General features: G+C 36.1%; 26 protein-coding genes. 12 read left to right on the top strand and 14 right to left on the bottom strand.

The window, feature by feature from the left end; genetic code table 11:
- Positions 1-69: 69 nt before the first annotated feature.
- Entirely contained in the window at positions 70-291 is a 222-nt protein-coding gene (locus BUB25_RS01705) for a hypothetical protein (RefSeq protein ID WP_139256882.1), read from the top strand.
- Between the two features lie 81 nt (positions 292-372).
- Here the strand turns inward: BUB25_RS01705 and BUB25_RS01710 are convergent, their stop codons facing one another.
- On the bottom strand, positions 373-1,638 hold the full coding sequence (locus BUB25_RS01710) for a site-specific integrase (protein WP_072938872.1): 1,266 nt from the start codon (positions 1,636-1,638) through the stop codon (positions 373-375).
- Positions 1,639-1,858: 220 nt separating this feature from the next.
- On the bottom strand, positions 1,859-2,383 hold the full coding sequence (locus tag BUB25_RS01715; protein WP_084089377.1) for a trimeric intracellular cation channel family protein: 525 nt from the start codon (positions 2,381-2,383) through the stop codon (positions 1,859-1,861).
- A 214-nt stretch (positions 2,384-2,597) separates the two neighbouring features.
- Here BUB25_RS01715 and BUB25_RS01720 point away from each other — a divergent pair, with 214 nt between their 5' ends.
- The 5 genes from BUB25_RS01720 to nudK all read left to right on the top strand — a co-directional run bounded on the left by BUB25_RS01720 (position 2,598) and on the right by nudK (position 8,353).
- A complete protein-coding gene (locus tag BUB25_RS01720) occupies positions 2,598-3,383 on the top strand; it encodes a TrmH family RNA methyltransferase (RefSeq protein ID WP_072938877.1) in 786 nt (261 codons plus the stop codon).
- A 130-nt stretch (positions 3,384-3,513) separates the two neighbouring features.
- Positions 3,514-5,733, top strand: a complete 2,220-nt coding sequence (locus BUB25_RS01725; protein WP_072939722.1) for a RelA/SpoT family protein — start codon at positions 3,514-3,516, stop codon at positions 5,731-5,733.
- Between the two features lie 147 nt (positions 5,734-5,880).
- Positions 5,881-6,354 (top strand): Fur family transcriptional regulator, encoded by a 474-nt coding sequence (locus tag BUB25_RS01730; protein WP_072938880.1) that lies wholly within the window; start codon positions 5,881-5,883, stop codon positions 6,352-6,354.
- A 74-nt stretch (positions 6,355-6,428) separates the two neighbouring features.
- Positions 6,429-7,700 carry an adenylosuccinate synthase gene (locus BUB25_RS01735; protein WP_072938883.1) on the top strand — a complete coding sequence of 424 codons (1,272 nt, stop codon included), beginning with the start codon at positions 6,429-6,431 and terminating at the stop codon, positions 7,698-7,700.
- Positions 7,701-7,771: 71 nt separating this feature from the next.
- The gene (gene nudK, locus BUB25_RS01740) at positions 7,772-8,353 is read left to right on the top strand and encodes a GDP-mannose pyrophosphatase NudK (RefSeq protein ID WP_072938886.1); all 582 of its coding nucleotides are present in this window, start codon (positions 7,772-7,774) and stop codon (positions 8,351-8,353) included.
- Positions 8,354-8,438: 85 nt separating this feature from the next.
- Here the strand turns inward: nudK and BUB25_RS01745 are convergent, their stop codons facing one another.
- Positions 8,439-9,077, bottom strand: a complete 639-nt coding sequence (locus BUB25_RS01745) for a peroxiredoxin (protein ID WP_072939727.1) — start codon at positions 9,075-9,077, stop codon at positions 8,439-8,441.
- A 111-nt stretch (positions 9,078-9,188) separates the two neighbouring features.
- Positions 9,189-10,100, bottom strand: coding sequence for an AEC family transporter (locus BUB25_RS01750; RefSeq protein ID WP_072938889.1), 912 nt, complete (start codon positions 10,098-10,100; stop codon positions 9,189-9,191).
- A 185-nt stretch (positions 10,101-10,285) separates the two neighbouring features.
- On the opposite strand from BUB25_RS01750, the gene meaB reads away from it, so the two are divergent.
- A complete protein-coding gene (gene meaB, locus BUB25_RS01755) occupies positions 10,286-11,374 on the top strand; it encodes a methylmalonyl Co-A mutase-associated GTPase MeaB (RefSeq protein WP_072938893.1) in 1,089 nt (362 codons plus the stop codon).
- 26 nt (positions 11,375-11,400) lie between these two features.
- Here meaB and BUB25_RS01760 read toward each other — a convergent pair whose 3' ends face one another.
- Together BUB25_RS01760 and BUB25_RS01765 are read right to left on the bottom strand one after the other, a co-directional pair.
- Positions 11,401-11,631, bottom strand: coding sequence for a hypothetical protein (locus BUB25_RS01760; RefSeq protein WP_072938897.1), 231 nt, complete (start codon positions 11,629-11,631; stop codon positions 11,401-11,403).
- Between the two features lie 29 nt (positions 11,632-11,660).
- Positions 11,661-13,046, bottom strand: coding sequence for an MATE family efflux transporter (locus BUB25_RS01765; protein ID WP_072939749.1), 1,386 nt, complete (start codon positions 13,044-13,046; stop codon positions 11,661-11,663).
- Between the two features lie 209 nt (positions 13,047-13,255).
- Between BUB25_RS01765 and BUB25_RS01770 the strand changes: the two genes are divergently transcribed.
- Positions 13,256-13,795, top strand: a complete 540-nt coding sequence (locus tag BUB25_RS01770; RefSeq protein WP_072939752.1) for a hypothetical protein — start codon at positions 13,256-13,258, stop codon at positions 13,793-13,795.
- Between the two features lie 49 nt (positions 13,796-13,844).
- Here the strand turns inward: BUB25_RS01770 and BUB25_RS01775 are convergent, their stop codons facing one another.
- Positions 13,845-14,723: a PPK2 family polyphosphate kinase gene (locus BUB25_RS01775; RefSeq protein ID WP_072938900.1), complete on the bottom strand. Its 879-nt coding sequence runs from the start codon at positions 14,721-14,723 to the stop codon at positions 13,845-13,847.
- Positions 14,724-14,905: 182 nt separating this feature from the next.
- Here BUB25_RS01775 and BUB25_RS01780 point away from each other — a divergent pair, with 182 nt between their 5' ends.
- The gene (locus BUB25_RS01780; RefSeq protein ID WP_072938903.1) at positions 14,906-15,742 is read left to right on the top strand and encodes a DUF6929 family protein; all 837 of its coding nucleotides are present in this window, start codon (positions 14,906-14,908) and stop codon (positions 15,740-15,742) included.
- A 55-nt stretch (positions 15,743-15,797) separates the two neighbouring features.
- Here the strand turns inward: BUB25_RS01780 and BUB25_RS01785 are convergent, their stop codons facing one another.
- Positions 15,798-16,664, bottom strand: coding sequence for a L,D-transpeptidase (locus BUB25_RS01785; RefSeq protein ID WP_072938906.1), 867 nt, complete (start codon positions 16,662-16,664; stop codon positions 15,798-15,800).
- Positions 16,665-17,021: 357 nt separating this feature from the next.
- Between BUB25_RS01785 and BUB25_RS01790 the strand changes: the two genes are divergently transcribed.
- On the top strand, positions 17,022-17,738 hold the full coding sequence (locus tag BUB25_RS01790) for a 3-ketoacyl-ACP reductase (RefSeq protein WP_072938909.1): 717 nt from the start codon (positions 17,022-17,024) through the stop codon (positions 17,736-17,738).
- 145 nt (positions 17,739-17,883) lie between these two features.
- On the opposite strand, the gene mtaB is transcribed toward BUB25_RS01790, so the two are convergent.
- Positions 17,884-19,212: a tRNA (N(6)-L-threonylcarbamoyladenosine(37)-C(2))-methylthiotransferase MtaB gene (mtaB, locus tag BUB25_RS01795; protein ID WP_072938912.1), complete on the bottom strand. Its 1,329-nt coding sequence runs from the start codon at positions 19,210-19,212 to the stop codon at positions 17,884-17,886.
- Positions 19,213-19,334: 122 nt separating this feature from the next.
- Between mtaB and BUB25_RS01800 the strand changes: the two genes are divergently transcribed.
- Both BUB25_RS01800 and BUB25_RS16550 read left to right on the top strand, forming a co-directional pair.
- Positions 19,335-19,586, top strand: a complete 252-nt coding sequence (locus BUB25_RS01800; RefSeq protein WP_072938915.1) for a hypothetical protein — start codon at positions 19,335-19,337, stop codon at positions 19,584-19,586.
- A 117-nt stretch (positions 19,587-19,703) separates the two neighbouring features.
- On the top strand, positions 19,704-19,859 hold the full coding sequence (locus BUB25_RS16550; protein ID WP_170066875.1) for a hypothetical protein: 156 nt from the start codon (positions 19,704-19,706) through the stop codon (positions 19,857-19,859).
- A gap of 190 nt (positions 19,860-20,049) precedes the next feature.
- Here BUB25_RS16550 and BUB25_RS01810 read toward each other — a convergent pair whose 3' ends face one another.
- From BUB25_RS01810 to BUB25_RS01830, 5 genes are all read right to left on the bottom strand, one after another.
- On the bottom strand, positions 20,050-20,847 hold the full coding sequence (locus tag BUB25_RS01810; RefSeq protein ID WP_072939755.1) for a Cof-type HAD-IIB family hydrolase: 798 nt from the start codon (positions 20,845-20,847) through the stop codon (positions 20,050-20,052).
- Positions 20,848-20,939: 92 nt separating this feature from the next.
- Entirely contained in the window at positions 20,940-21,158 is a 219-nt protein-coding gene (locus BUB25_RS01815) for a DUF2007 domain-containing protein (RefSeq protein WP_072938918.1), read from the bottom strand.
- Positions 21,159-21,176: 18 nt separating this feature from the next.
- Positions 21,177-21,833 carry a DEAD/DEAH box helicase gene (locus BUB25_RS01820; protein WP_072938921.1) on the bottom strand — a complete coding sequence of 219 codons (657 nt, stop codon included), beginning with the start codon at positions 21,831-21,833 and terminating at the stop codon, positions 21,177-21,179.
- A gap of 103 nt (positions 21,834-21,936) precedes the next feature.
- Positions 21,937-23,100: a sigma-54-dependent transcriptional regulator gene (locus BUB25_RS01825; protein ID WP_072938924.1), complete on the bottom strand. Its 1,164-nt coding sequence runs from the start codon at positions 23,098-23,100 to the stop codon at positions 21,937-21,939.
- 48 nt (positions 23,101-23,148) lie between these two features.
- The gene (locus tag BUB25_RS01830) at positions 23,149-24,465 is read right to left on the bottom strand and encodes an ABC transporter permease (protein ID WP_072938928.1); all 1,317 of its coding nucleotides are present in this window, start codon (positions 24,463-24,465) and stop codon (positions 23,149-23,151) included.
- Between the last annotated feature and the right edge of the window lie 73 nt (positions 24,466-24,538).

A 24,538-nucleotide genomic window follows, 5' to 3' on the forward strand; every position in this document is an offset into this window, starting at 1 on the left:
AATACCTTTGCTCTTGAAATGGGACAAAACAGCATACCGGCTTCTTGAATAAAACTTATGTGGAAGCCAATGGAAAAGGCATTTAGGGAATGGTCTATGTGGTTACAAAACCTGCATCCTTTCAGGAGAATTTCTAAACAACTATTGTTTTTGGTGGTGGCTAGGGAAGCCACTGAAAGGGTATTTAAAAAATATCATCAAGAAATAGTGACGGGAGATTTTTTCAATATGCTTTATCAAGTATCCAATCAAAGCTCTTTTATTAGCAGTGAGATTTGCGTTGGAAAATAAATGTGCTTTGAGGATTAAGTATGGGCATAAAAAAAGCAGGATGGTTAAATCCTGCTTCAATCTGTATGTAAAGAATAAATTTCAAACAATAATTTCGTTTTCCATTTCAATAAATGCTGCTTCCATACCAGAGAATTTATGAGATACCAGATCCATATCCTTACTTATCTTTTGGCTGGTAATCTTAGCATAAATCTGTGTCGTAGAAATATTTTTGTGCCCCATCATTTTACTGAGGCTTTCCAATGGGACACCCTCTGTTAAAAACATCGTTCCAAATGTATGCCTTGCTGTGTGAAAGGTCACTTTTTGTTCTGTAACAATCTTTAATTCCTGAATAAGCTTGTCTATATGACTGTTACAAATTTTGTTTGTAGGAACGGGGAAAATAGAATCATTTCTGGTAGTACCTTTGTATTTTTCAATAATTCGTTTGGGTATCTCCATAAGTCTTACATTAGAAGCAACATCAGATTTTTGTCTTCGGCTTATAATCCAATCGTGACCATCAAAAAAGGATCGTATATTAGTCCTTTTAAGTTGTTTAATATCGATATAAGATAACCCTGTGAAACAGCTGAATACAAAAAGATCCTTTACAAGTTCATAATGTTGTTTTGAAGGATTGTGTAATAAAAGGGATTCTACGTGTTCTTTAAGTAGATAACTACGGTCATTTTCTTTCATAGAGATTTCATAATCTTCAAAAGGATTTATCCTGATAAGACTATTCTTGACAGCTATTTCTGCAACACGATAGAGTGGCATCGTATATACCCAAACAGTATTATGTTTGCATTCTTTGTCAATTCTAAGGAAGAAATCAAATTCCCTAATAAAATCACAGGTCAATTCCCGAAACGCCATATCATCACGATGATACCTGCTTTTTATAAATTCTGCGACGTGGTTATAGACAATTTTGTATTTGTAGTAGGTGCTTTTGGAGCGTTCTCCTTTATCCACCATTTTTCCAAAATCCTCATTGTTCTTTTTAAATACTTTCAGTAAGGAATCGTCCATAATACCAACACCGAGAAATGCGAGTTTTAGCTTTTCTGCCGTGACAAAACCCTCCTGTTTCAGCATATCTTCATAAATAGTGTCGATACGTCCCCGTATGTTATCCAATTTTTGGTTAATGCTAAATGCTTTGACACTTTTGCCCTCAACTCTTCCATACTTTAAATCCCAATTATTGGAGTTAATTTCTAACTTTGTTCCCAAAGTCTTAGCTGCTCCATCAATGGTAATGCGTGCCATAATGGGAGCGTTACCGTTCTTTTTCGGTTCATTCTTTTTCAGATAGAAAAGCAGTTTAAACGTAGATTTTTTCGTCTGTTCCATAACTCAAATGTTTAATGTTTAAAATTAAATTACTTTGAGTTACAAGGGAATATGAAAAAGAGTGCAAAACACTGAAATATAATTAGTTAAACCCTATAGTTACCTTTATCAATCGGTAACGAATTAGTAACCTAACTTTGTGTTTTCACGACCAAAACGTATCAGACACCGAGTTCCAAACTAAGACTACTCTTTTAGAAAGCATTGTATAGCAACGGTTTTAATCGTTTTGCTTACTTTTGCTTTTTACTAATCTTTTTATACTAAAAAACACAATTCCACCCAGAATACAAATAGTGGCATAAATTTCTTTTCTGAAAATCACTGGGATTTCATTACATAAAATATCTCGGGTCACTCCGCCAAAACAAGCCGTCATGGTTCCGATTGCAATACATATAATGGGATGCAAACCTACATTAATCCCTTTTTCGAGACCTACTAATGTAAAAACACCTAAACCGATGGTGTCAAACAGAAATAATGATTTCCGCAATTTATCCATTTTTTTTCTGAACAATAAAGCAAGTAAAAAACCCACAATTATTACATAAACATATTTTAAATCCAGCATCCAGCCCACCGGAGTTCGCCCTATCATAACATCACGCAATGTTCCGCCTCCAACGGCGGTCACAAAAGCGATGATAAAAACCCCAAAAGGATCTAATTTTTTGTTCATCGCTGTTAATGCACCTGACATGGCAAAAGCCATTGTTCCTATGATGTCTAATAAGTGAAACATGATTATTTTGAATTTAGATTGCAGAAAAAACTGTTTTTGACTCAAAAACAATCAAAGCAAAATTAAAGAAAAATACTTGCGTAAAACAGTTCTGACAAAATAAATAAGCAGACTCTTTTTCGCAGAATCGCTAATATTCTATTTTAATTTTATAAAAACTGTATTTTCTCTATGTATCTTTGTTTGATAAATAATAATTAAATTTTAGAATCACTTGAAACAAATCACTTCTATTCAAAATCCTTTTATAAAATCGTTGGTATTATTACAGGAAAAAGCAAAAAATCGCAAACAAACCGGCCGCTTTTTGATAGAAGGAAAGCGAGAAATTTCATTAGCCATAAAAGGAGGTTATGAAATAGAAACGATGTTGTTTTTGGCTGAAATTTGCTCTGAATCCGAGACAAGAAAAATTTATAACGATGCCGAATTGATCGAAATCAATAAAGAAGTCTATCAAAAACTGGCTTATCGCGATACCACTGAAGGAATATTGGCTATAGCCAAAACCAAATCATTGCAATTATCTGATTTAAAATTATCCGACAATCCGTTGATCCTTGTTGCCGAAGCTCCTGAAAAACCAGGAAACATTGGTGCTCTATTGAGAACGGCAGATGCGGCCAAACTCGATGCGGTACTTATTGCTAATCCCAAAAGTGACTTATACAATCCAAATATTGTTCGTTCAAGTGTGGGCTGTTTGTTTACCAATCAAATTGCAACGGGAACCACCGAAGAAATTATTGGCTTTCTAAAAGAAAGGAAAATAAATTTCTATTGTGCCACCTTACAAAACTCGACCTCTTACCATACCCAAGATTACACCACTCCAACAGCCTTGGTGGTAGGTACCGAAGCAACAGGTTTAACCCAAGAATGGCGTGATGCCGCCACACAGAACATCATTATTCCGATGCAAGGCGAAATCGACAGCATGAATGTTTCAGTAGCTGCGGCAATTTTAATTTTTGAAGCCAAAAGACAAAGAGGTTTTTAGATTTGAATTTAGAGGAATTTTAATGTAAAAAAGACTAAATCAAAAACTAAACTATTATAATTAGGAACCATAATTACTCCTTGCATATATGATAACTAATCGCTATTTTTAGAAAATGAACCCTGAAGTTATGACAGAAATAGATATCGAAAAAGAAAACAAAGCAATCGCTCAGGAATATAAAGAATTACTGCGAATCAGTTACCAAACCTTGTCTACCGAAGACAAAAAACTTATTCGCAAAGCCTTTGACGTTGCCGTAGAAGCCCATAAAGAACAACGAAGAAAATCAGGCGAAGCCTATATATTTCATCCAATTGCCGTTGCAAAAATTGTTGCTTCAGAAATTGGTCTTGGAGCCACTTCTATTGCCGCTGCTTTATTGCATGACGTTGTCGAAGACACACCCACAACCGTAAAAGAAATTGAGCGTTTGTTCAATCCTAAAGTAGCACAGCTCGTTGAGGGATTAACCAAAATTTCCTTGGTCCAAAAAGACATGAATGTGTCTATGCAAGCCGAGAATTTTCGAAAAATGCTGTTGACTCTTAATGACGACGTACGTGTAATTCTGATAAAAATAGCCGACAGACTGCATAATATGCAGACAATGGATTCGATGGAAAATGCCAAGCAAATCAAGATTGCCTCAGAAACATTATACATTTATGCTCCGCTGGCGCACCGTTTGGGTTTATACAGAATAAAAAACAAGCTGGAAGACTTAGGTTTAAAATATACTGAACCCGAAGTTTACAATACCATTGTAAGTAAAATAAAAGAGACCAAAGAACAACAAGATGCTTACATCAAAGACATTTCAGATGTCATAAAAGCTTCTTTGGATGAAGAAGGAATTGATTATATCATAAAAGGTCGCCCAAAATCAATTTATTCCATTCGAAGAAAGATGGGGGCACAGAACGTAAGCTTTGATGAAGTTTACGATAAATTTGCCATTCGAATTGTTTACAAATCCAATCCCCATGACGAGAAGTTTCTGGCTTGGAAAATTTATTCCATCGTAACGGATCATTACAGACCCAGCCCAAGCCGGTTACGAGATTGGATTTCGTCGCCTAAATCCACCGGTTACGAAGCCTTACACATCACCGTAATGGGACCAAAGGGCCGCTGGGTAGAAGTTCAAGTGCGAAGTGAACGAATGAATGAAATTGCCGAAAAAGGATATGCAGCACATTATAAATATAAAAATGGCGCCACAGAAGAAGGCGGTTTGGATCGTTGGCTGAATTTACTCAAAGAAGCCCTTGAAAATTCGGAAACCAGTGCCGTTGACTTTGTAGAGGATTTCAAAATGAATTTGTATTCGAAAGAAATCTATATTTTTACCCCAAAAGGAGACATTAAATCCTTACCAAAAGGAGCGACTTCTCTTGATTTTGCATTTAGCATCCACTCCGAAATAGGAATCAAAACCAGAGGAACACGTGTAAACGGGAAATTAGTTCCTTTAAACTATGAATTAAAAAGTGGGGATCAGGTCGAAATCATCACCTCTCCCAATCAAAAACCTACAATAAACTGGCTTGATTATGTAACTACTTCCAGAGCGAAAAACAAAATCAGAAATGTCTTAAACGAAAATACTAAAAAGATTGCCGAAGACGGAAAAGAACTGTTGACTCGTAAATTAAAGCACCTTAAAGTGCATTTAAACGAGTCAGTTGTCAATGAATTGGTCAATTTCTTCAAATTAAAAACCAGTTTGGATCTGTTTTACAGAGTGGGCGTAGGTTCTATAGACAACCAACAGCTGAAAGATTTTGCAGCACAAAAAAGCAACACTTTAATCAATTTCTTTAAAAATAAAATAAAACGCAGCGGACAAACTGCTGATATAGATATTCACAAACAAGTTTTGAGCAGTAATTATGACATGCTCGTTTTTGGCAAGGAGCAGGACAAGCTCGATTATAAATTATCTACTTGCTGTAATCCAATTCCCGGTGACCCTGTTTTTGGATTTGTTACCATCAATGAAGGCATTAAAGTGCATAAAAAAGATTGCCCTAACGCCATTGCCATGCAATCTAATTATGCTTACCGCATCATGCAAGCCAAATGGATCGATTCTACCCAGCAAGAATTCAAAGCCATTCTTAATATCACAGGAATGGATAGTTTGGGATTGACTAACGATCTCACCAGAGTAATCTCCAGTAATATGCATGTAAACATACAAAGCATCTCTTTGAGCGGTGAAGCCGGACTTTTTAAAGGTCAATTAACCGTTGTGGTTCAAAATAGCACTATTTTGAAAAAACTAATTGACAATATCAAAAAAATTGATGGTATCGATAAGGTGACTCGAGTTTATAAAAATTAACCCTAAATTTTACTATTGATAAAATTAGGAACCTAATCCTTAAATCGCGAAGCCTTAGCACTGTTATTATTTCAAAAGTCACAAAATTATCCTCTTATAAGTATTAAACTTGAGAACTATTAAAATAAAAAATTATCTTTGCCAAATATGACACTAATTTCCACAGATAACGACAAAAACCAAGAAATTGTAAAAAATGTTTTTACAATGTATCTTGAACAAAAAGGACATCGAAAAACGCCTGAACGTTACTCTATACTTCAAGAAATTTACGAAAGCGAGGAGCATTTTGATATAGAAAATCTTTATATCAAAATGAAAAACAAAAACTACCGTGTCAGTAGAGCTACCTTATACAATACAATAGAGTTATTGTTGGACTGTAATTTGGTGCGCAAGCATCAGTTTGGCCAAAATCAGGCTCATTATGAGAAATCGTACTTTGACAAGCAACACGATCATATCATAATGACCGATACCGGTGAAGTAATTGAATTTTGCGATCCGAGAATACAAACGATCAAGAAAACCATTGAAGAAATATTTGATATTGAAATCACCAATCACTCCTTATATTTATATGGAGTAAGGAAAACTCCAAAATCAGATACCACAATTTAGAACATACCATTTTAAAACACGAACCGCTTGCGAGCTGTTCATTCGATAAAAATTAATAACAAATAATAAACAGAATGACCGTAGATTTATTACTAGGATTACAATGGGGAGACGAAGGGAAAGGTAAAATCGTTGATGTACTTACTTCAAAATATGATATTATTGCTCGTTTTCAAGGAGGCCCTAATGCGGGACACACTTTAGAATTTGACGGAATAAAACATGTACTTAGAACTATTCCTTCTGGAATTTTTCATGCAAATAATGTAAACATCATCGGTAACGGTGTGGTAATTGATCCAGTTGTTTTTAAAAGTGAAATTGACGGTTTGGCTAAATTTAATTTGGACTTAAAATCGAAACTAATCATTTCCAGAAAAGCTCATTTAATCTTACCTACACACCGCTTGCTTGACGCTGCTTCTGAGGCTTCAAAAGGAAAAGCCAAAATTGGTTCTACTCTTAAAGGAATTGGACCAACTTATATGGACAAGACGGGCCGAAACGGGATTCGTGTTGGGGATATTGAACTAGAAGATTTCAAAGAGCGTTACAGAGCTTTGGCTGACAAGCATGAAGCGATGATTGCCTTTTATGATGTTGATATTCAATACAACTTAGAAGAGTTAGAAAAAGAATTTTTCGAATCTATCGAAGATCTAAAAAAATTAGATTTTATTGACAGTGAAGAATATTTGCACCAAGCTCAAAAAGCAGGAAAATCAATCTTATGTGAAGGTGCCCAAGGATCTTTACTGGATGTTGATTTCGGAACCTATCCGTTTGTAACTTCTTCTAATACAACTGCCGCTGGTGCTTGTACCGGTTTAGGAATTGCTCCCAATAAAATCAAAGAAGTTTACGGAATTTTCAAAGCTTATGTTACCCGCGTTGGAAGTGGACCATTTCCTACGGAACTTTTTGACGAAGACGGAACTACAATGGCACGCGTTGGAAATGAGTTTGGATCAGTTACCGGAAGACAAAGACGTTGCGGATGGTTAGACTTAGTTGCATTAAAATATGCTGTTCAAATCAATGGTGTTACTCAACTGATGATGATGAAAGGCGATGTGCTTTCAGGATTTGAAACCTTAAAAGTATGTACAGATTACAATTATAAAGGAGAAAAAATTTCTCACTTCCCTTATAACATCGAACCGGAAAATGTGACTCCTGTTTACAAGGAATTCAAAGGCTGGAAAGCTGATTTAACCGGAATGACCACTTATGACGAATTACCGATTGAGTTAAAAGAATACATCGAGTTCATTGAAAAAGAAGTTGAAGTTCCTATTAAAATTGTTTCTGTTGGACCAGACAGAAAACAAACAATCCTTAAATAAGATTCACTAACGCTCTGAAAATTCAGGGCGTTTTTTATTTTAATTCAACTTAAGCTCACAAATACAGCGCAATGAATAATCCCCAAATAAAAATCAAACAAACCGATTTACTTTCTGATAATTGGTACACCCTAAACAAAGTAACTTTTGACTACCAAAAAAAAGACCATACTTGGATCACCCAAAAAAGAGAAGTCTACGATCGCGGCAATGGCGCTGCCATTTTACTTTACAATTCACAAAAAAAAACCGTAATACTAACGAGGCAATTTAGACTACCTACCTATCTCAACGGGAATGAATCGGGCATGATGATCGAAGTTTGCGCCGGATTATTAGACCAAGATCATCCTGAACAATGCATCATTAGAGAAACCGAAGAGGAAACCGGCTATCGGATCACTAAAGTTGAGAAAGTAATGGAAACCTATATGTCTCCCGGAGCCGTAACCGAAATTTTGTATTTATTCGTTGGAGAATACGATGAATCCATGAAAGTCAGTGATGGCGGCGGTCTGGAAGAGGAAGAAGAGAACATTGAGGTTATGGAAATGTCCTATGATGAAGCTTACAGCATGATTGAGTCAGGGCTAATAAAAGATGCCAAAACCATTTTATTATTGCAACATGCCAAAATCAAAGGGCTTATTTAGAAAATGAATTTCCAATTTATAAAAAAAAGGATAATGAAACGTTTTCGTTTCATTATCCTTTTTTTTCTTTTGAACAGAATCTCTGTTACTTATTAGGTTGTGGTGTCATTCGCAAATAAGGCTTTATTTGTTGGTATCCCTTAGGAAACTTTTTGGAAATTTCGCTATCCGGCACCGAAGTAGAAATCACCACATCATCCCCGTCTTTCCAGTTGGCAGGAGTAGCAACACTATATTCTGATGTCAATTGCAAGCTGTCAATAACACGCAATATTTCGTCAAAATTCCTTCCTGTCGAAGCAGGATAAGTAAGCATTAATTTTATCTTTTTATCTGGCGCAATGATAAAAACAGATCGCACTGTAAAATGATCATTGGCGTTAGGGTGTATCATATCATACAATGTAGCCACTCGCTTATCTTCATCGGCAATAATAGGAAAATTTACCGTAGTATGTTGAGTTTTGTTTATGTCTTTTATCCATTCTAAATGAGAAGCTAATCCGTCTACACTCAATGCAATAACTTTAGTTCCTCTCTTTTCAAACTCTTTAGAATAATTGGCTACGGTACCTAATTCTGTCGTACAAACTGGTGTAAAATCAGCTGGATGAGAGAATAATACTCCCCAAGAATCGCCTAACCATTCATGAAAATGAATTTTACCTAAAGTTGTTTCTGCTTCAAAGTCTGGAGCGATGTCTCCTAATCGTAATGTTGCCATGATAGATGCTGTTTTTAAATTCATCTAAAATTAATAAAAAAAAATCACAAGACAAGTTACAGACTTCACAAATAAACCACTAAAAACCAATTATTTAATTTTAAAAAAAATCTAAAGATACTCTACGACAAAATACCAAAAAGCCAAGGTGATAAAAGAAATTGGAATTCCAAAACCAATCATCATACTACACAATCTAGGCTTTAATCCATGGGTAGATGCCAAAATACTGGCTGTAATCATGGGAGCCATCGCCGCCTCCATAAGAGCCACATGAATCATCTTGGAATTTTGTTTCAAAACCACAACATATAATAAATACAATAATGCAGGAGTCAGTACTAATTTATAAAAAAGACCAAGTCGTAAAAATTTCAAATGCCGGCTCCTTCTGTCAAAGCTCAATTGCAAGCCAACAGAAAGCATCGCCAAAGGTGTCATCACACTTCCTGCTTTTTGGAATAAAAACTGAATGTACTGATGAAAATCAAACCCCAAAACATTCATCAGGCAAGCTAGCAAAAAAGCGATAAATGGTGGGAAAAACAATATTTTTTTGGCAATATAAAATCCGGAAGGACTTCCGGACGAATACAAGGTAGCCACCAAAACCCCAAAAGTGGATAAAGCGACAAAAGTACCCGGCTGGTCGACCAAAATTGCGGTTTTCAAACCCTCTTCACCATATAAAGCCTGAATAATGGGAAAACCCAAAAAAGAAGTATTTCCAAAACCCGCCGTTATGATCAAACAACCCGTAAGTTTCCTGGACCATCCGAATTTATTTCCCAGAAAACTAAAAAACAGATACGAAAAAAGAAATCCAATCCAAGCTACTCCAATGGGATACAACAACTGATTATTCCAATGAATTTTAGGAATATAATACAAGGCCAAAGCAGGAAGACAAAGATAAATTACAATCTTGTTTAAAAACTTGTAAGTATTTGCCGGCAATTGTTTTACTGATTGCAAGCCAATTCCAAGAAATAAGCAAACAAAAATGAGAATAATGTTGTTCATAATCTTGCAAAGGTATTTACTAATTTAAAAATATCATAGAGCACAAACTAAATATCTGACATCCAAACGACACAATTCATTTCTTTATTTTTTAAGCTGGACTTTTTCAAATTATCCTCATAAAAAATAAAAAAAAATAAATAATTCATGTTTAAGTGCTAATTTTACCAAAACGACATTTAGTTTTGGAAAACGACAAAAAAACAAATCCAAGCGCTTTAAACGAAAAAGCTGGTATTTCACCTCCTGAAATCATCAGCTCTGCAGTGGCAAAAAACATTCAGAAATTCAGAAATAGCCAACCCACGTCAAAAGAACTCATTGACGGAATTTTATCGGGTAACATAACTGCTTTAAGCCGTGCCATAACATTGGTCGAAAGCACCAATCCTGATCATTTGATTAAAGCCAATGAAGTCATCAATGCCTGTCTGTCTCATGCTAATAAATCTGTCCGTATAGGAATTACAGGTGTTCCGGGCGTAGGAAAAAGTACTTTTATTGAAGCCTTTGGGAAACATTTGACCAATTTAGGAAAAAAAGTAGCCGTTCTGGCGGTTGATCCCAGCAGTACCATTAGCCACGGAAGTATTCTGGGAGATAAAACCCGTATGGAAGAATTAGTCAAAGACCCCAATGCCTATATCCGACCTTCCGCTTCGGGCGAAACTCTGGGTGGCGTGGCCCGAAAAACCAGAGAAACCATCAGTCTTTGCGAAGCCTGTGGTTTTGATACTATTATCATAGAAACCGTTGGCGTGGGACAAAGTGAAACTGCGGTACACAGCATGGTCGATTTCTTTTTGCTGCTAAAAATTGCCGGCGCCGGTGATGAATTACAAGGCATAAAACGCGGAATAATGGAAATGGCGGATGCCATTGTTATCAACAAAGCCGATGGCGATAACATCAAAAAAGCCAAACTGGCAAAAACCGAATTCAACCGCGCATTGCATCTTTTTCCGGCAAAAAAATCAGGTTGGATCCCTACAACAGCCAGCTGCAGTGCCCTTACTAAAGAAGGAATTTCGGAGGTATGGCAAACCATTGAAAAATTCCTCGCGCAAACAAAAGAGAATGATTATTTCTATAAAAAACGCTCCGAGCAAAATGAATATTGGATGCTTGAAACCATCAATGAGCAATTGAAACTGAATTTTTTTAATAATCCTGAAATTCAAAAATTATTGGATTCAACTAAAAAAGCGGTGCAAAATGGCGAAACCTCACCTTTTGCAGCCGCTCAGCTTTTATTGAAAACCTACTTTAAGTAAACTGTTTTTGAAAACAGAGACTTCGTTTATTCCTTCTCGTAACGCTCCATTTCTCTGTCATAAAAAGCATTTGCCTGCTCTATCAATCCTTCCATTTCAGCATTCAATTCCGCCTCATCCAGATCTTCAGCTTCTTCCATAAACTCTACCTCATCGTCTTTTAAATTGATGATAAACCTTGGATAATCAAGGTGAATGATGAAGATATCATCTGGAAAATCAGTATTATCGCCGAGTAAAAATTTAGGTAATTCCATTTTTATTTTTTAGATTTTAAGTTTCAAATTTAAGCCTTTGAAACCGAATTATTGATTAATTTTTTGGTCAAGTAATGAAAACGAATATACAAAAATATTGCTGCTGCCGTTAAGCCCGCCAAAAGTCCAATCCAAACCCCCTGCGCTTTCAATTCAGTATATTCGCCTAAATAATACGAAATAGGGAAACCGATAATCCAATAAGCCACAAAAGTGATGTACATGGGGATTTTAACATCTTGCAATCCGCGCAAAGCTCCAAGAACAACTACCTGAATTCCATCTGTAATTTGAAAAACAGCCGCAATCAAAAGTAATTTTGAGGCAATACTTATCACCTCTTTATTGTCCAAAAGTTGGGCCCCATCTTCCATATTCAAAAAAACATAAGGCAAAAGATCATGAAAAGCCACAAACAGAATGGCAAAAATAATTTCGATTATAATTGCCAGTAAAAAAATAGATCGGGCAACAACAACTAAATTTTTAAAATCATTCAATCCGCGCTGGTTACTGACTCTAATCATCGAAGTCACGCTTAATCCCATGGCAAACATAAAAGTCATCGAGGCCAGACTCAACGCAATTTGATTGGCGGCCTGACTGGTTTTTCCGATATTTCCACAAAGCCAAATAGATGCTGCGAACAATACCACCTCAAAAAGCATTTGCAAGGCCGACGGAAATCCCAAAGCTACTATTTTTTTGATGCTTTCTTTTTTGATTTCTTCGAAGCTGAAATTCTGAAAATAACGTTTTAATTCTTCCCTTCTTGACAGCATAATATGCATGAACATTACCATCATTATTCTGGAAATTACGGTTCCGAGCGCCGCTCCGATGATTCCCATTTTTGGAAAAAACCAAATACCATAAATCAACACATAATTAAGCCCAACATGAAGAATATTGGCCATAATCATAGCATACATCGAGTATTTTGTCAGCGAAAGCCCATCAGCAAACTGCTTGTATCCCTGATATATAACTAAGGGAATCATCGAGAAAGCAACCCAATCCAGATACGGTTTGGCAAGTGTAATCACATCGGCAGGTTGATCCAGTAATTCCATTATTGGCTTTGCCAAAACAACAACGCCAAAAAGCATGAACCCTAAAATAGTGCATAGAAACAAGCCATGATGAAAGGCAGAACGAATTTTGCCGTCATTCTTCTCGGCATCGGCCTCGGCAACAATTGGGGTAATCGCCGTTGAAAATCCGATTCCTAATGATATCGCAATAAAAACCATACTATTCCCTAAAGAGACTGCCGCTAGCTCAGTACTTCCAAGTTTACCGACCATGATATTGTCGACAATACCGATAAGAGTATGCCCCACCATTCCTAAAATTATAGGGTAAGCCAATCGTAAGTTATAAGAAAATTCTTTTGTGTACTGGGATAAATTCACTTTTGCTTTTTTTTGGGGCAAAGATAATTAGAAGCATCTGAATGTCCCTGTAATAAATCAATTAATAAACAGCAATCTGTTATGTTTTTTTACAGCCATTGAAATATTTTGAAACAAAATCAAATAATTCTATAACATTCGTCGTTATTCTGAGACCTAAATTTGCATTAGTTAATCAATTAAAAAAAATGAATTTAAAATTAAAAACTATGAAACCTACACAAAAAATTAAAATCCTATTCGTATTTGCAGTCTCGACACTTTTTGCAAGTCACGCCCAAGCACAAGAAACAACAACTACAAATTATGACCAAGGATTCCGTTTGGGAATTGGTTTGAATGCCGGTTACGCTACCAACGATCCTTACAAACTAGCCCTAGGAGCAGATGCCAGATTGCAATATGACTTATCAAAAAGATATTCGCTTACATTAACCACTGGTTTTTCTAATCTATTTGTAAGCGAAGCCGACGGAAATGATTTGGGTTTTATTCCTGCAAAAGCCGGTTTTAAAGCCTTTATATGGAACGATCAGTTTTATGTAATGGGAGAAGCCGGAGCTGCTTTTGCCGTGACAAATGACTACAATCAAACCTCACTTTTATTAGCTCCAACTATTGGCTATGCCACAAAGTACATTGATCTTTCGGTACATTACGAGCACTATTCTGATTTTCCAAAACTAAACAATAACGGTAAAGGAGTCGGACAAATTGGAGTGCGTTTGGCCTATGGTTTCAAACTATAAACTTACTTTAAAACCTAAAAAATGCGCTGAAATTCAGCGCATTTTTTATTTATTCTTTTCTCAAAATCTCTTTATACATTTCGATATTGGCTTTTATTTTATCATCTAATTCCGGTTCCTTGATATCAGTATGCTTCTGCATTTCTTCCCAGATAATTTTGCCCACAATATAACGGCACATCTCTTTATCATCGGCAGGAACCACATACCAAGGTGCATATTCAGATGACGTATTATTAATCGCTTCTTGATAATAATGCATGTAATCGGCCCAGCGTTCCCTTTCTTTCAAATCACCGGTAGAGAATTTCCAATTCTTGTTTTCTTCCTCCAAACGTCTTAACAAGCGTCCCCGCTGCTCTTCCTTACTCATGTGTAAAAAGAATTTCAGTACAATGGTTCCGTTTTGGGTAATATGCTTTTCAAAATTCCTGATCTGCTCCATTCGATTCTCCCAAAATTGGGGCGTAATATCCTCTACCGTTTCAATTCCAGGCAAATTCTCATTCATAATATATTCCGGATGCACCCGCGTCACCAATACATTTTCATAATGCGTTCGATTAAAAACCGCAAACTTCCCTTTTTCGGGCAAAGCCAAATAATGGCGCCATAAATAATCGTGTTCCAGCTCCGTCGAATTGGGCGTTTTAAAACTATGTACCACCACTCCACGCGAATTGAACTCCTTAAAAACTTCCCGAATCAAACTATCCTTTCCCGAAGTATCCATTCCCTGCAAACATATCAAAACCCCATAGCGATTGTGTGCATACATCACATCTTGCAGCGCACTGAGCTTTTCTCGAACCTTGTCTAATTTATCTTCTTCCTCTTCATCACTGCTGTCCACAGCAAGCAAAGTAGGCATTTTAGAAAGTTCAATAGGACGAACCACTTTAAAATCATCGGGATTAATTGACTTCATAGGAAATGTTTTATATTTACTAACTCAAATATAATAAATAAAACAGATCTATTTATAATTCAAAGCATAACAATAAAAAGGAGCCATTTCCAGCTATACGTTGCAATCTCTTGTCCCGAACACCGGGACAAGAGGATTTTCACTTCTATCTGGGCTAGGCATTCCGCTTTCAATACTAAAATATGAAAAAAATAACATTAGAATTATTCACCACAATTATAGGTATTGGTTCCGCATCGGGGCTTTTTTATCAAGACAACAGTTTGCTAGTTATTGGCGACAACAGCGGATTCCTATACGAATACAATATCGCTTCTCAGGATTTAAAACAGCATCCGCTCATCAAAAATCCATCGGTAAATATTCCCAAAAGTGAAAAACCAGATTTTGAATCCATCACTCATTTTCAAGACACACTATATATTTTTGGCTCGGGTTCTACCCCAAACAGGAATCAGATGATTGAATTCGATTTAAAGGAAAAAAAGAAAACTGCCACTAATAATTTGGCTGATCTTTATGCCGTAATGCAAAGTTTTGAAAACATCAAAGCCGAAGATTTTAATCTCGAAGGAAGTATTTACGATGGCGAAAACTGGTACTTTTTTAACCGTGGCAATGGTATTTCAAACAAAAACACGCTCTTTAGCCTTCATGCCAAAAAACTAGACCAAGAATTTAACTTGCTGTCAAATGATTATAAACTCCCAAAAATAAAAGGAGTTCGCTCCAGTTTTACCGATGCCGTTTTGGTCAACGATAAAATCTATTTTTTGGCCACTGCCGAAAATACCCAATCTACTTATGATGACGGGGAAGTTCTGGGAAGCCTTATTGGTCGGATAGATCTTGAAACAATGAAAATCGATTTTACCAAAAAAATTAGCGACAGCCATAAATTTGAAGGCATAACTGTTTTTAAAAATGCAAAAGATAAGATAGAATTTCTGCTTTGTGAAGACAACGATACTGATGCATTGGAAAGCAAAATTTTTAAATTGACGATAGATCTCAAATAGAATCACTCTAAAAAAACATAAAAAAACTTCTTTCGACAAGGAGTTTTTTTATGTTCTATTTCTGATTGTTTTGCAGTGACTCTCTATTTTTTTGTTCTTTCAAAATACTATTCCAAAAAGGTTTTGTAATTTGCTCTAATGCTTCTTTTGAAATATCCAGCACTTTTGGATGAGTTACTAATTGCAACCATGGTTTGGGTTTGTCAAAATCATAAGATCCAAAAACAACAACAGGAGTCCCTTTTATCTTAACGGTTTCTTCATCGGCTAATTCCCATTGATCAGCCCAATCATACAGATCTTTTGCATCTTTTTCTTGTAGTCGCAAACAAGAATGAGAAGCTGGATAACCCGGTAAACTATACTGATGCCATCCTACACCTAGTTTATTCTCTATGTTAAAATTCCAACGCAAAACCCATTCATCATCAAATGTGCTCGTTGTTTCCTCTGCTTTCCAGTTCGTGAAGAAAAGCCCTGTTGGAGTACGATCTTTTTTCCTTCCCATATTAGTAGGTCCCGTATAAATTAACTGTCCTTTTTCGTAAGCCGCAAATGTTTGTGTGGGATAAGAGAAAAAAACGATTTTATCAATCGCTTCTAACGAAGGGACAACTAGCGGAAATGGCATATAATATGCAATATCACCGGTCAAATCATCAGGAACTACGATCGAATCCATTTTTTTAAAATTAGCTCCATCAGTTCTATTTACCGCATATACAATGTGGTAGTCGCTACTGTCTCTGCTTTTTTGGGACAGCCATGCTGTAGCCTTCTCAAAATGATACGCGCTTTTCTTGGGCTGATGTCTGAGTGGGATTTTCACCGTCTCTACAGTTGGTTCTGGTTTCTGCTGTTGTTTGCAGGAAAGAGAAATGATTACAATACCAAAACACAAACAGAAGGTTATTTTTGTCATAAATTCTAAATTTATTTGCTAGTATTCCGATGCCATTACTTTTTTTATGACTTTAGGATACTAACGGTTTTCTACATAATTTTATGTTGTAAAGTTGACTCCTTTTATCAACTTCTATATTACATAATTATGTTTTTTTCTTGTAACATTATGTATTTAGCGGTGCTGTTTCCTCTCTTAATATCTGAATCCGTGGGAGGCTCCATATAAACAATATGCCACATCATTTAAACTCTTTTTATTTCTTTTTAGTGGCAAAGAACAAACGTTAATAATATCCTTTTTTTTCTTTTAACGCCACTAAAAGAATGAAAATGCTTTAAATTTGTGTATCAAACAGAAAATCTAAAAACAAATATGAACGACTTAAAAAATAAAAATGCTCTGATAACTGGAGCTGGAAAAGGAATTGGAAAAGCAATAGCACTTGCATTAGCCAAAGAAGGCGTAAATGTAATATTACTGGCCAGAACCCAAGAAGAAATAGACAATGTAGCGGCAAAAGCGCGTTCACTAAGAGTAAAAGCACTGGCCATAACGGCTGATGTCGCCGATATCAATTCCGTAAATTCAGCTGTTGAAAAAGCTTTAGCCGAATTTGGAACTATTGATATTTTAATCAACAATGCCGGAATTGGCGCTTTTGGTAAATTCTTGGAATTAGAACCTGCAACTTGGGAACGCATCATTCAGGTGAATTTGATAGGAACTTATTATGTGACACGTGCCGTTTTGCCTAATATGATCGAAAGACAAACAGGTGACATTATCAATATTTCCTCGACAGCAGGATTAAGCGGTAATGCTTTGACCAGCGCCTATAGTGCATCCAAATTTGCCGTTTTGGGATTAACGGAATCCTTAATGCAGGAAGTTCGCAAGCACAACATACGTGTGACAGCTCTGACACCAAGTACCGTTGCCACTGATATGGCCAAAGATTTAAAACTGACCGATGGTAATCCTGACAAAGTGATGCAAGCCGATGATATGGCCGAATTAATTATCGCTCAACTTAAATTGAACCGTCGCGTTTTCATTAAAAACAGCAGCATCTGGTCTACAAATCCATAAGATTAGCCGAAAGTCAAAAGTCTTAAAGTCAAACGGCCTGCAAATTAAAAAAACCATTAAGAGATTAAATTTCATTAAGTATTACGCTTAATTTTCTGAATCTCTTAATGGTTTAAAAACCTAAATGACTTATATGTTCAACAATTTAAACCAAAGCAGAAATAAACTCCATTCGCACGCTTCCATCTTCATCAATTTTTGTCAAATTGATTTCGTGCAACGTATTTACTAATTCAGGATTCCAAGGCGTTTTTACTTTGACATAGTTTTCAGTAAAACCATGAATGTAGCCTTCTTTATTTTCACTTTCAAAAAGTACTGTTCGATTTGTTCCCAACTGGCTTTCATAAAAAGCACGACGTTTCTTAACCGATAATCCGCGCATCATTTTACTTCTTTTGGCACGAACATTCGCTGGAACAACTCCTTCCATTTCGGCAGCTTCAGTATTATCACGTTCTGAATAGGTAAAAACGTGCAAATACGAAATATCCATATCATTCAGGAAATGATAAGTCTCCAAGAAATGTTCGTCAGTTTCACCAGGAAAACCCACAATCACGTCCACACCAATACAAGCATGCGGCATGACTTCTCTAATTTTATTGACACGCTCCGTATACACTTCACGCAGATAACGACGCTTCATCAGCTTCAAGATAGCGTTACTTCCGGATTGCAATGGAATATGAAAATGCGGTACAAAAGTCCTGCTTTTCGATACAAATTCTATCGTTTCATTTTTCAACAGATTCGGTTCAATGGATGAAATTCGCAACCTTTCAATTCCTTCTACTTTATCTAATGCTTGAACCAGTTCCAGAAAAGTATGCTCGTGTTTTTTGTTTCCAAATTCCCCTTTTCCATAATCACCAATATTTACGCCGGTCAGGACAATTTCCTTGATGTTTTGAGCCGAAATTTCTTTCGCATTTTTGAGTACATTCTCCAATTCGTCACTTCTGGAAATTCCTCTCGCCAACGGAATGGTACAATAAGTACATTTGTAATCGCAACCATCCTGTACTTTCAGGAAAGCACGGGTTCTGTCACCAATGGAGTAACTTCCCACATAGAAATCAGCTTCAGAAATCTCACAGGAATGGACTTCGCCCATATCATTTTTGGACAAGTCATTGATATAATCGGTAATTTTGAATTTTTCGGTCGCTCCCAGAACCAGATCAACGCCATCCACAGCCGCTAATTCTTCTGGTTTTAATTGGGCATAACAGCCGACCGCCGCAATAAAAGCCTTATTGTTGAGTTTCATTGCTTTTTTTACAATTTGCTTGAACTGCTTATCAGCATTTTCGGTCACTGAACAGGTATTGATTACATACATATCCGCCACTTCTTCAAAATCCACACGATCAAAACCTTCATCCTGAATGGAACGGGCGATGGTTGATGTTTCCGAAAAATTCAGCTTACAGCCCAGCGTATAAAAGGCAACTTTTTTTCTATTTTCCATAAGTAAACTCAATTTAATGAAATCGTTGTCAAAAAAATTGAGGTTGCAAATTTACATATTAATTACAAGAATTAAAATGCGATTATCATTATATTTGTAAATAGATTCTAAACTAAAAAATCATGCAATCGACTAATTCACAAAAAGATAAACTGGAGTTAATTGATAAAATCATCCACACGGAAGATCAAAGCACCTTGGATTTTTTAAAAGAGGTCTTCAGCGATGACCATTCAAAATATGAATTGACCGATGAGCAAAAGTTAATTTTAGAAGACGCAACAACAAAATACTATTCTGGAGAAGAACCTTCTTTTACTTGGGAAGAAATAAAAAACAATGCCAGAAAAAGCTTCAATGAAAAGAAATCTTAAATTTACTTTTCGTGCTAATATGGATACCATTGTAGCTTATGAATTTTATGAATCCAGACGAAAAATCTAGGCGAACGATTTCTTGACGAATTAGAGAATTACTACAAATCAATCGTTTTGAATTACACAACCTACAAAGTTGTCCATAAAATATACCATCAGGCAGTCGTAAAAAATTTCCCTTTTGTTGTTTTGTATAGTATTGACGAAAAAGACATTATTATAACCGCTATTTTCAATACAAGCAGAAAACCAAAGAAAAAATTAAGATAACAATTTGAGCGTATCCCTTCGTAAAAACTTCGGGTCGGGCTATTCGCTCTATCTTTATGGCTTATTTAAAAAAAGAAATGATAGTATTTAATCTAATTCTAACTAATAAAGCTGAAAATCAAATTGTTATAAATAACTCTTAACTTCCCTTAATCCCTTAATGGTTTAAATATATAAATTGCAAAAATCGCTAATTCAAAATAAATCGGCGAACGACCTCAGCCACGCCATGATCATTATTAGAGGCTACAATCACATTCGCTCTGTCTCTCAATTCAGGCGTCACATTATCAACCCAAACGCCTAATCCGGCGTATTCGACCATGGTTAAGTCATTGCCGGCATTCCCTACGGCAATAATCTCGCTTTGATGAATATTTAATTTTTTGGCCAATATTTTTATGCTGGCTGCTTTATCAATGCCATTTTGAGCCACTTCCAGAAAAAAAGGCTTCGACATACACACGCTTAAATGCGGCATTGCGGCTTTCAAATCTTTTTCGACTTCTTTTAAATAAGCGGGCTCTTCTAGTAAAATACATTTAACAGCCGAAGAAGTAACCGCATCCTTAAAACTGGACACTTTATTATGATCTAAACCTGTTATATTTTTTTCGACATCAATATATTCACTATCGGTTTCACTGACAATTTTTCCTTCGATATAAGTAATAATATGAGTCTTACTTTCTAGGCTGTAATCATACAATTCATGGATTTGCTTTTGAGTTAAAGTTTGTTCAAAGATTACTTTATCTTCTTTCAAATCCGTTATTACGGCGCCATTATAGGAAATCATATAGGAGTTATCCAGTTGTAATTCCTTGGCAAACGGAAGCATTGCAGGCGTAGGTCTGCCAGAAGCCAGAATAACATAAACCCCCAATTCCTGCGCTTTAAAAAGCATTTCTTTATTTTCGTTCGAAATCTTATGGTCGTCTGTCAACAGGGTATCATCCATGTCCAAAACCAGCATTTTATATTTCATTTCTCTTTTCTGCTTTAAAATCCTTTTAAAAACAAAACCCTGACAGCAAAATAGCATCAAGGTTTTTATTTTATTTTAAAATGAATTTGTTTTTAAATACTCAACCTAAATTCTTCAATAACCGGATTTACTTTTGCAAATTCCGTTTCCTGAACAAACAATTCCACCGCTGATCCCGAAGTTCCAAAACCGGCCAATCTAGCTGATTGAATATTATCCTTCATTAACACATCAATCCCTATTGCTTCGATTCTTTCTTTCAAAGCGATCGCTAAAATTTCACTTCCTGAAAACACTTTCATTAATCCCATCTTATCTCTTTTTTAATATTATTCTTCTTCGCCTTCTTCATCCTCTTCATCTTCCTCATCTTCCTCATCAATTTCAAACAAGAAAGGTTCTGTCATCATTTTATCAGCAAGGCTGTCTATTCTATCTGAGAGCTGTTCTGTAAAAATAATGCGCTGCGTTCTCACGATACTGTTTGAAATGCGCATAATTCTAGTTTCATGACGCAATTTCAAAATGGGATCTGCATCGTCCAGAATAAACATTTTCAATCGGTTTACATTAAACCCTGCAGTGGTAAACATATCACTCAACTTGTTTGGCGTACCTATTAGTACATCAACTCCACCCGAAACAAAGTTTTTATCATACTCCATGTCCCCTTTGTCATGGACTCCATACACATTCAAATCAGTATGCTTTCCGTATTTCTCAAAAAGTTCTGCCATCGCCAGAACCTTTGCTTTATCTTCTACGATAATTAAAGCTCTTGGTGATTGCTCCCCTTCTTTCACTAATTGCTGAATGACATTGATGACAATTGTCGTAGTTTTTCCGCTTCCTTTAGGCGCAACAATAATACAATCGGCTCCACTTTTTATGGTTGAAAAAGTTTCCTGCTGCATCGCATTGGCTTCGGTTAAACCATTATCAATTAAGGTCTGCTTTAGGTCTTCGTTTATTTTTTTTAATTTCATTACTTATGATTGAAAGATTAAAAAATTGAAAAATTAAAAAATCACAACTGAAAGCTGAATCTTTAAATCATTAAATTTTTAAATCATTAAATTTATTTTTTAATTATTTGGAAGCAAACAGCTTGACATCATTTTCGGAAATTTCGCTTCCGCCAAGGATAATCAAACGTTCCACCACATTTCTCAACTCACGTATATTTCCCGTCCAATCGTATTCCTGTAATAATTTAACGGCATCAGCAGAGAATTTCTTCAAGGCATTTCCCTGTTCAGAAGCAATTTTTTCGGCAAAATGGGAAATCAACTTTGGAATATCATCCCGTCTTTCATTCAACGAAGGCACTTTTATTAATATCACTGCTAATCGGTGGTACAAATCTTCTCGAAAACGACCTTCGGCAATTTCCGTTTTCAAATCTTTATTGGTTGCCGCAATGACACGAACATCTACTTTTATATCTTTGTCGGCACCTACTCTGGTGATCATGCTTTCCTGCAAAGCGCGTAAAACTTTGGCCTGAGCCGAAAGACTCATATCACCAATTTCATCCAGAAAAATAGTTCCCTTGTCTGCTGCTTCAAACTTACCGGCGCGATCTTTCACCGCCGATGTAAAAGCACCTTTTACATGGCCAAACAGTTCACTTTCGATCAATTCAGAAGGAATTGCAGCACAATTCACCTCAATCAACGGGAAACTGGCGCGCGCGCTTTTTTCATGCAATTGGTGCGCCACTAATTCCTTACCGGTTCCGTTGGGTCCCGTGATAAGGACTCTCGCTTCTGTTTCAGCTACTTTATCAATCATCACTTTGATGTGATTGATGGCTTCGCTTTCGCCAATCATCGTGTAGTTTTTGCTGACTTTTTTCTTTAAAATCTTATTTTCTACTACAAGCTGTTTTCTGTCTAATGCATTTCTGACCGTATTCAACAATCGGTTGAGATCCGGCGGTTTCGAAATATAATCAAAAGCTCCTAAACGCATGGTATTAATGGCCGTTTCCATGTCGCCATGACCGGAAATCATCACCATTGGAATCTCGGGTTTTATTTTTTTTACTGCTTCAAGCAATTCAACGCCATCCATTTTGGGCATTTTAATGTCGCACAAAACCAGATCATAGTCGTTGTTTTTTATTTTCTCATAACCGGCTACACCATCCTCGGCTTCTTCTACTTGATAACTGTCGCTTTCTTCCGAAAGTATTTTAGTCAATACTCTTCGAATTGCTGCTTCATCCTCTATGATTAAAATTTTACTCATCTACATTTAATTTATTTGGCTCTGAAAAATCAAAAACTATACCTTTTATTAGTATTTAAGCCATTTGTATAATTCTTTCCAAGTGGGTTTCTTACCGTACATCAATATTCCTACTCGGTATATTTTGGCAGCAAACCAAACTACTGAAAAGAAAGTTGCAAATAATAAGGTTACTGATATTGCAATTTGCCACAAAGGTACGCCAAAAGGAATTCGCATCAGCATGACAATGGGCGAGGTAAGCGGAATCATCGAAAAAACTACCGCTATTGTCCCATTGGGGTCACTCATTACACTGAAAAAACCAACATAAACACTCAACATCAATGGCATAATAATAGGTAACAGAAACTGCTGTGAATCCGTTTGATTGTCTACCGCCGCACCGATGGCTGCATAAAAAGAACTGTATAGAAAATAACCTCCTATAAAATAAACAACGAAACCGATCAAAATACTTGCAATAGGCAAATTCCACAACTCTTTAATATACATCTGAGCGGTACCGGCAAATTCATGTTGGGCTTGTTGCATTAATTCCGGCGGTACTTTGGCTGTTGGCCCCACATTGACACCAAAAAATATAGAAGCAGCAAACATTAAAGAAAGTCCTATTACCGCCCAAATAAAGAACTGAAGGATTCCCGCCAGTGAGGTTCCAATAATTTTACCAATCATCAATTGGAACGGTTTAACTGATGAAATAATAATCTCAATAATTCGATTTGTTTTCTCTTCGATAACACTGCGCATCACCATATTTCCGTAGATAATGATAAACATCATGATCAGATAACCAAAACCGCCACCAATGGCGATTTTTATCTCATTAAGCCCTTTTACGCTTTGTTCTCCCGAGGCTTTGGCTAAACTAATACTGACTTTTGATTGTGCCTTTTTGATAGCCAATGTATCTAAATGCGCCTTTTCAAGGTTGAGTTTAGTTATTTTTTGGGCAATTGTATTTTGCACACTTTCGATAAAAGAAATACTTGGACTGTTATTCGAAATGAATTGAATCTTACTTTCCAAATCAGCCGCATCCGTTGTTTTTGGGATCACCAATAATCCTTCGTAACTTTCATTTGTAATGCTATCCTTTAGAAACTTAGTGTCTATCAACGATAAATCAAGGTATTTATAGTCACTTTTATTTTTATTTTGCGAAATGAACTCCTGAACAAAAAGTCCTGATTCATCATGGATGGCAATCCGCTTGGTATCTGCTTTCATGGAGCTTAAATAACCCACAAAAGCCGCTATTGCCACAAACAATAACGGACTTAAAAATGTCATTACAATAAAGGATTTATTACGCACCTTGGCAATAAACTCCCTCTTTATGATTAGTGATACAATGCTCATTTATTTTGCTTCTTATTTTGATTATTGAGTGCTGTTTTTTGATTTTTAAAATAAAAAAACAACCATCCGAATC

This window comes from Flavobacterium granuli (assembly GCF_900129705.1).
GTDB classification, from domain to species: Bacteria; Bacteroidota; Bacteroidia; order Flavobacteriales; family Flavobacteriaceae; genus Flavobacterium; species Flavobacterium granuli.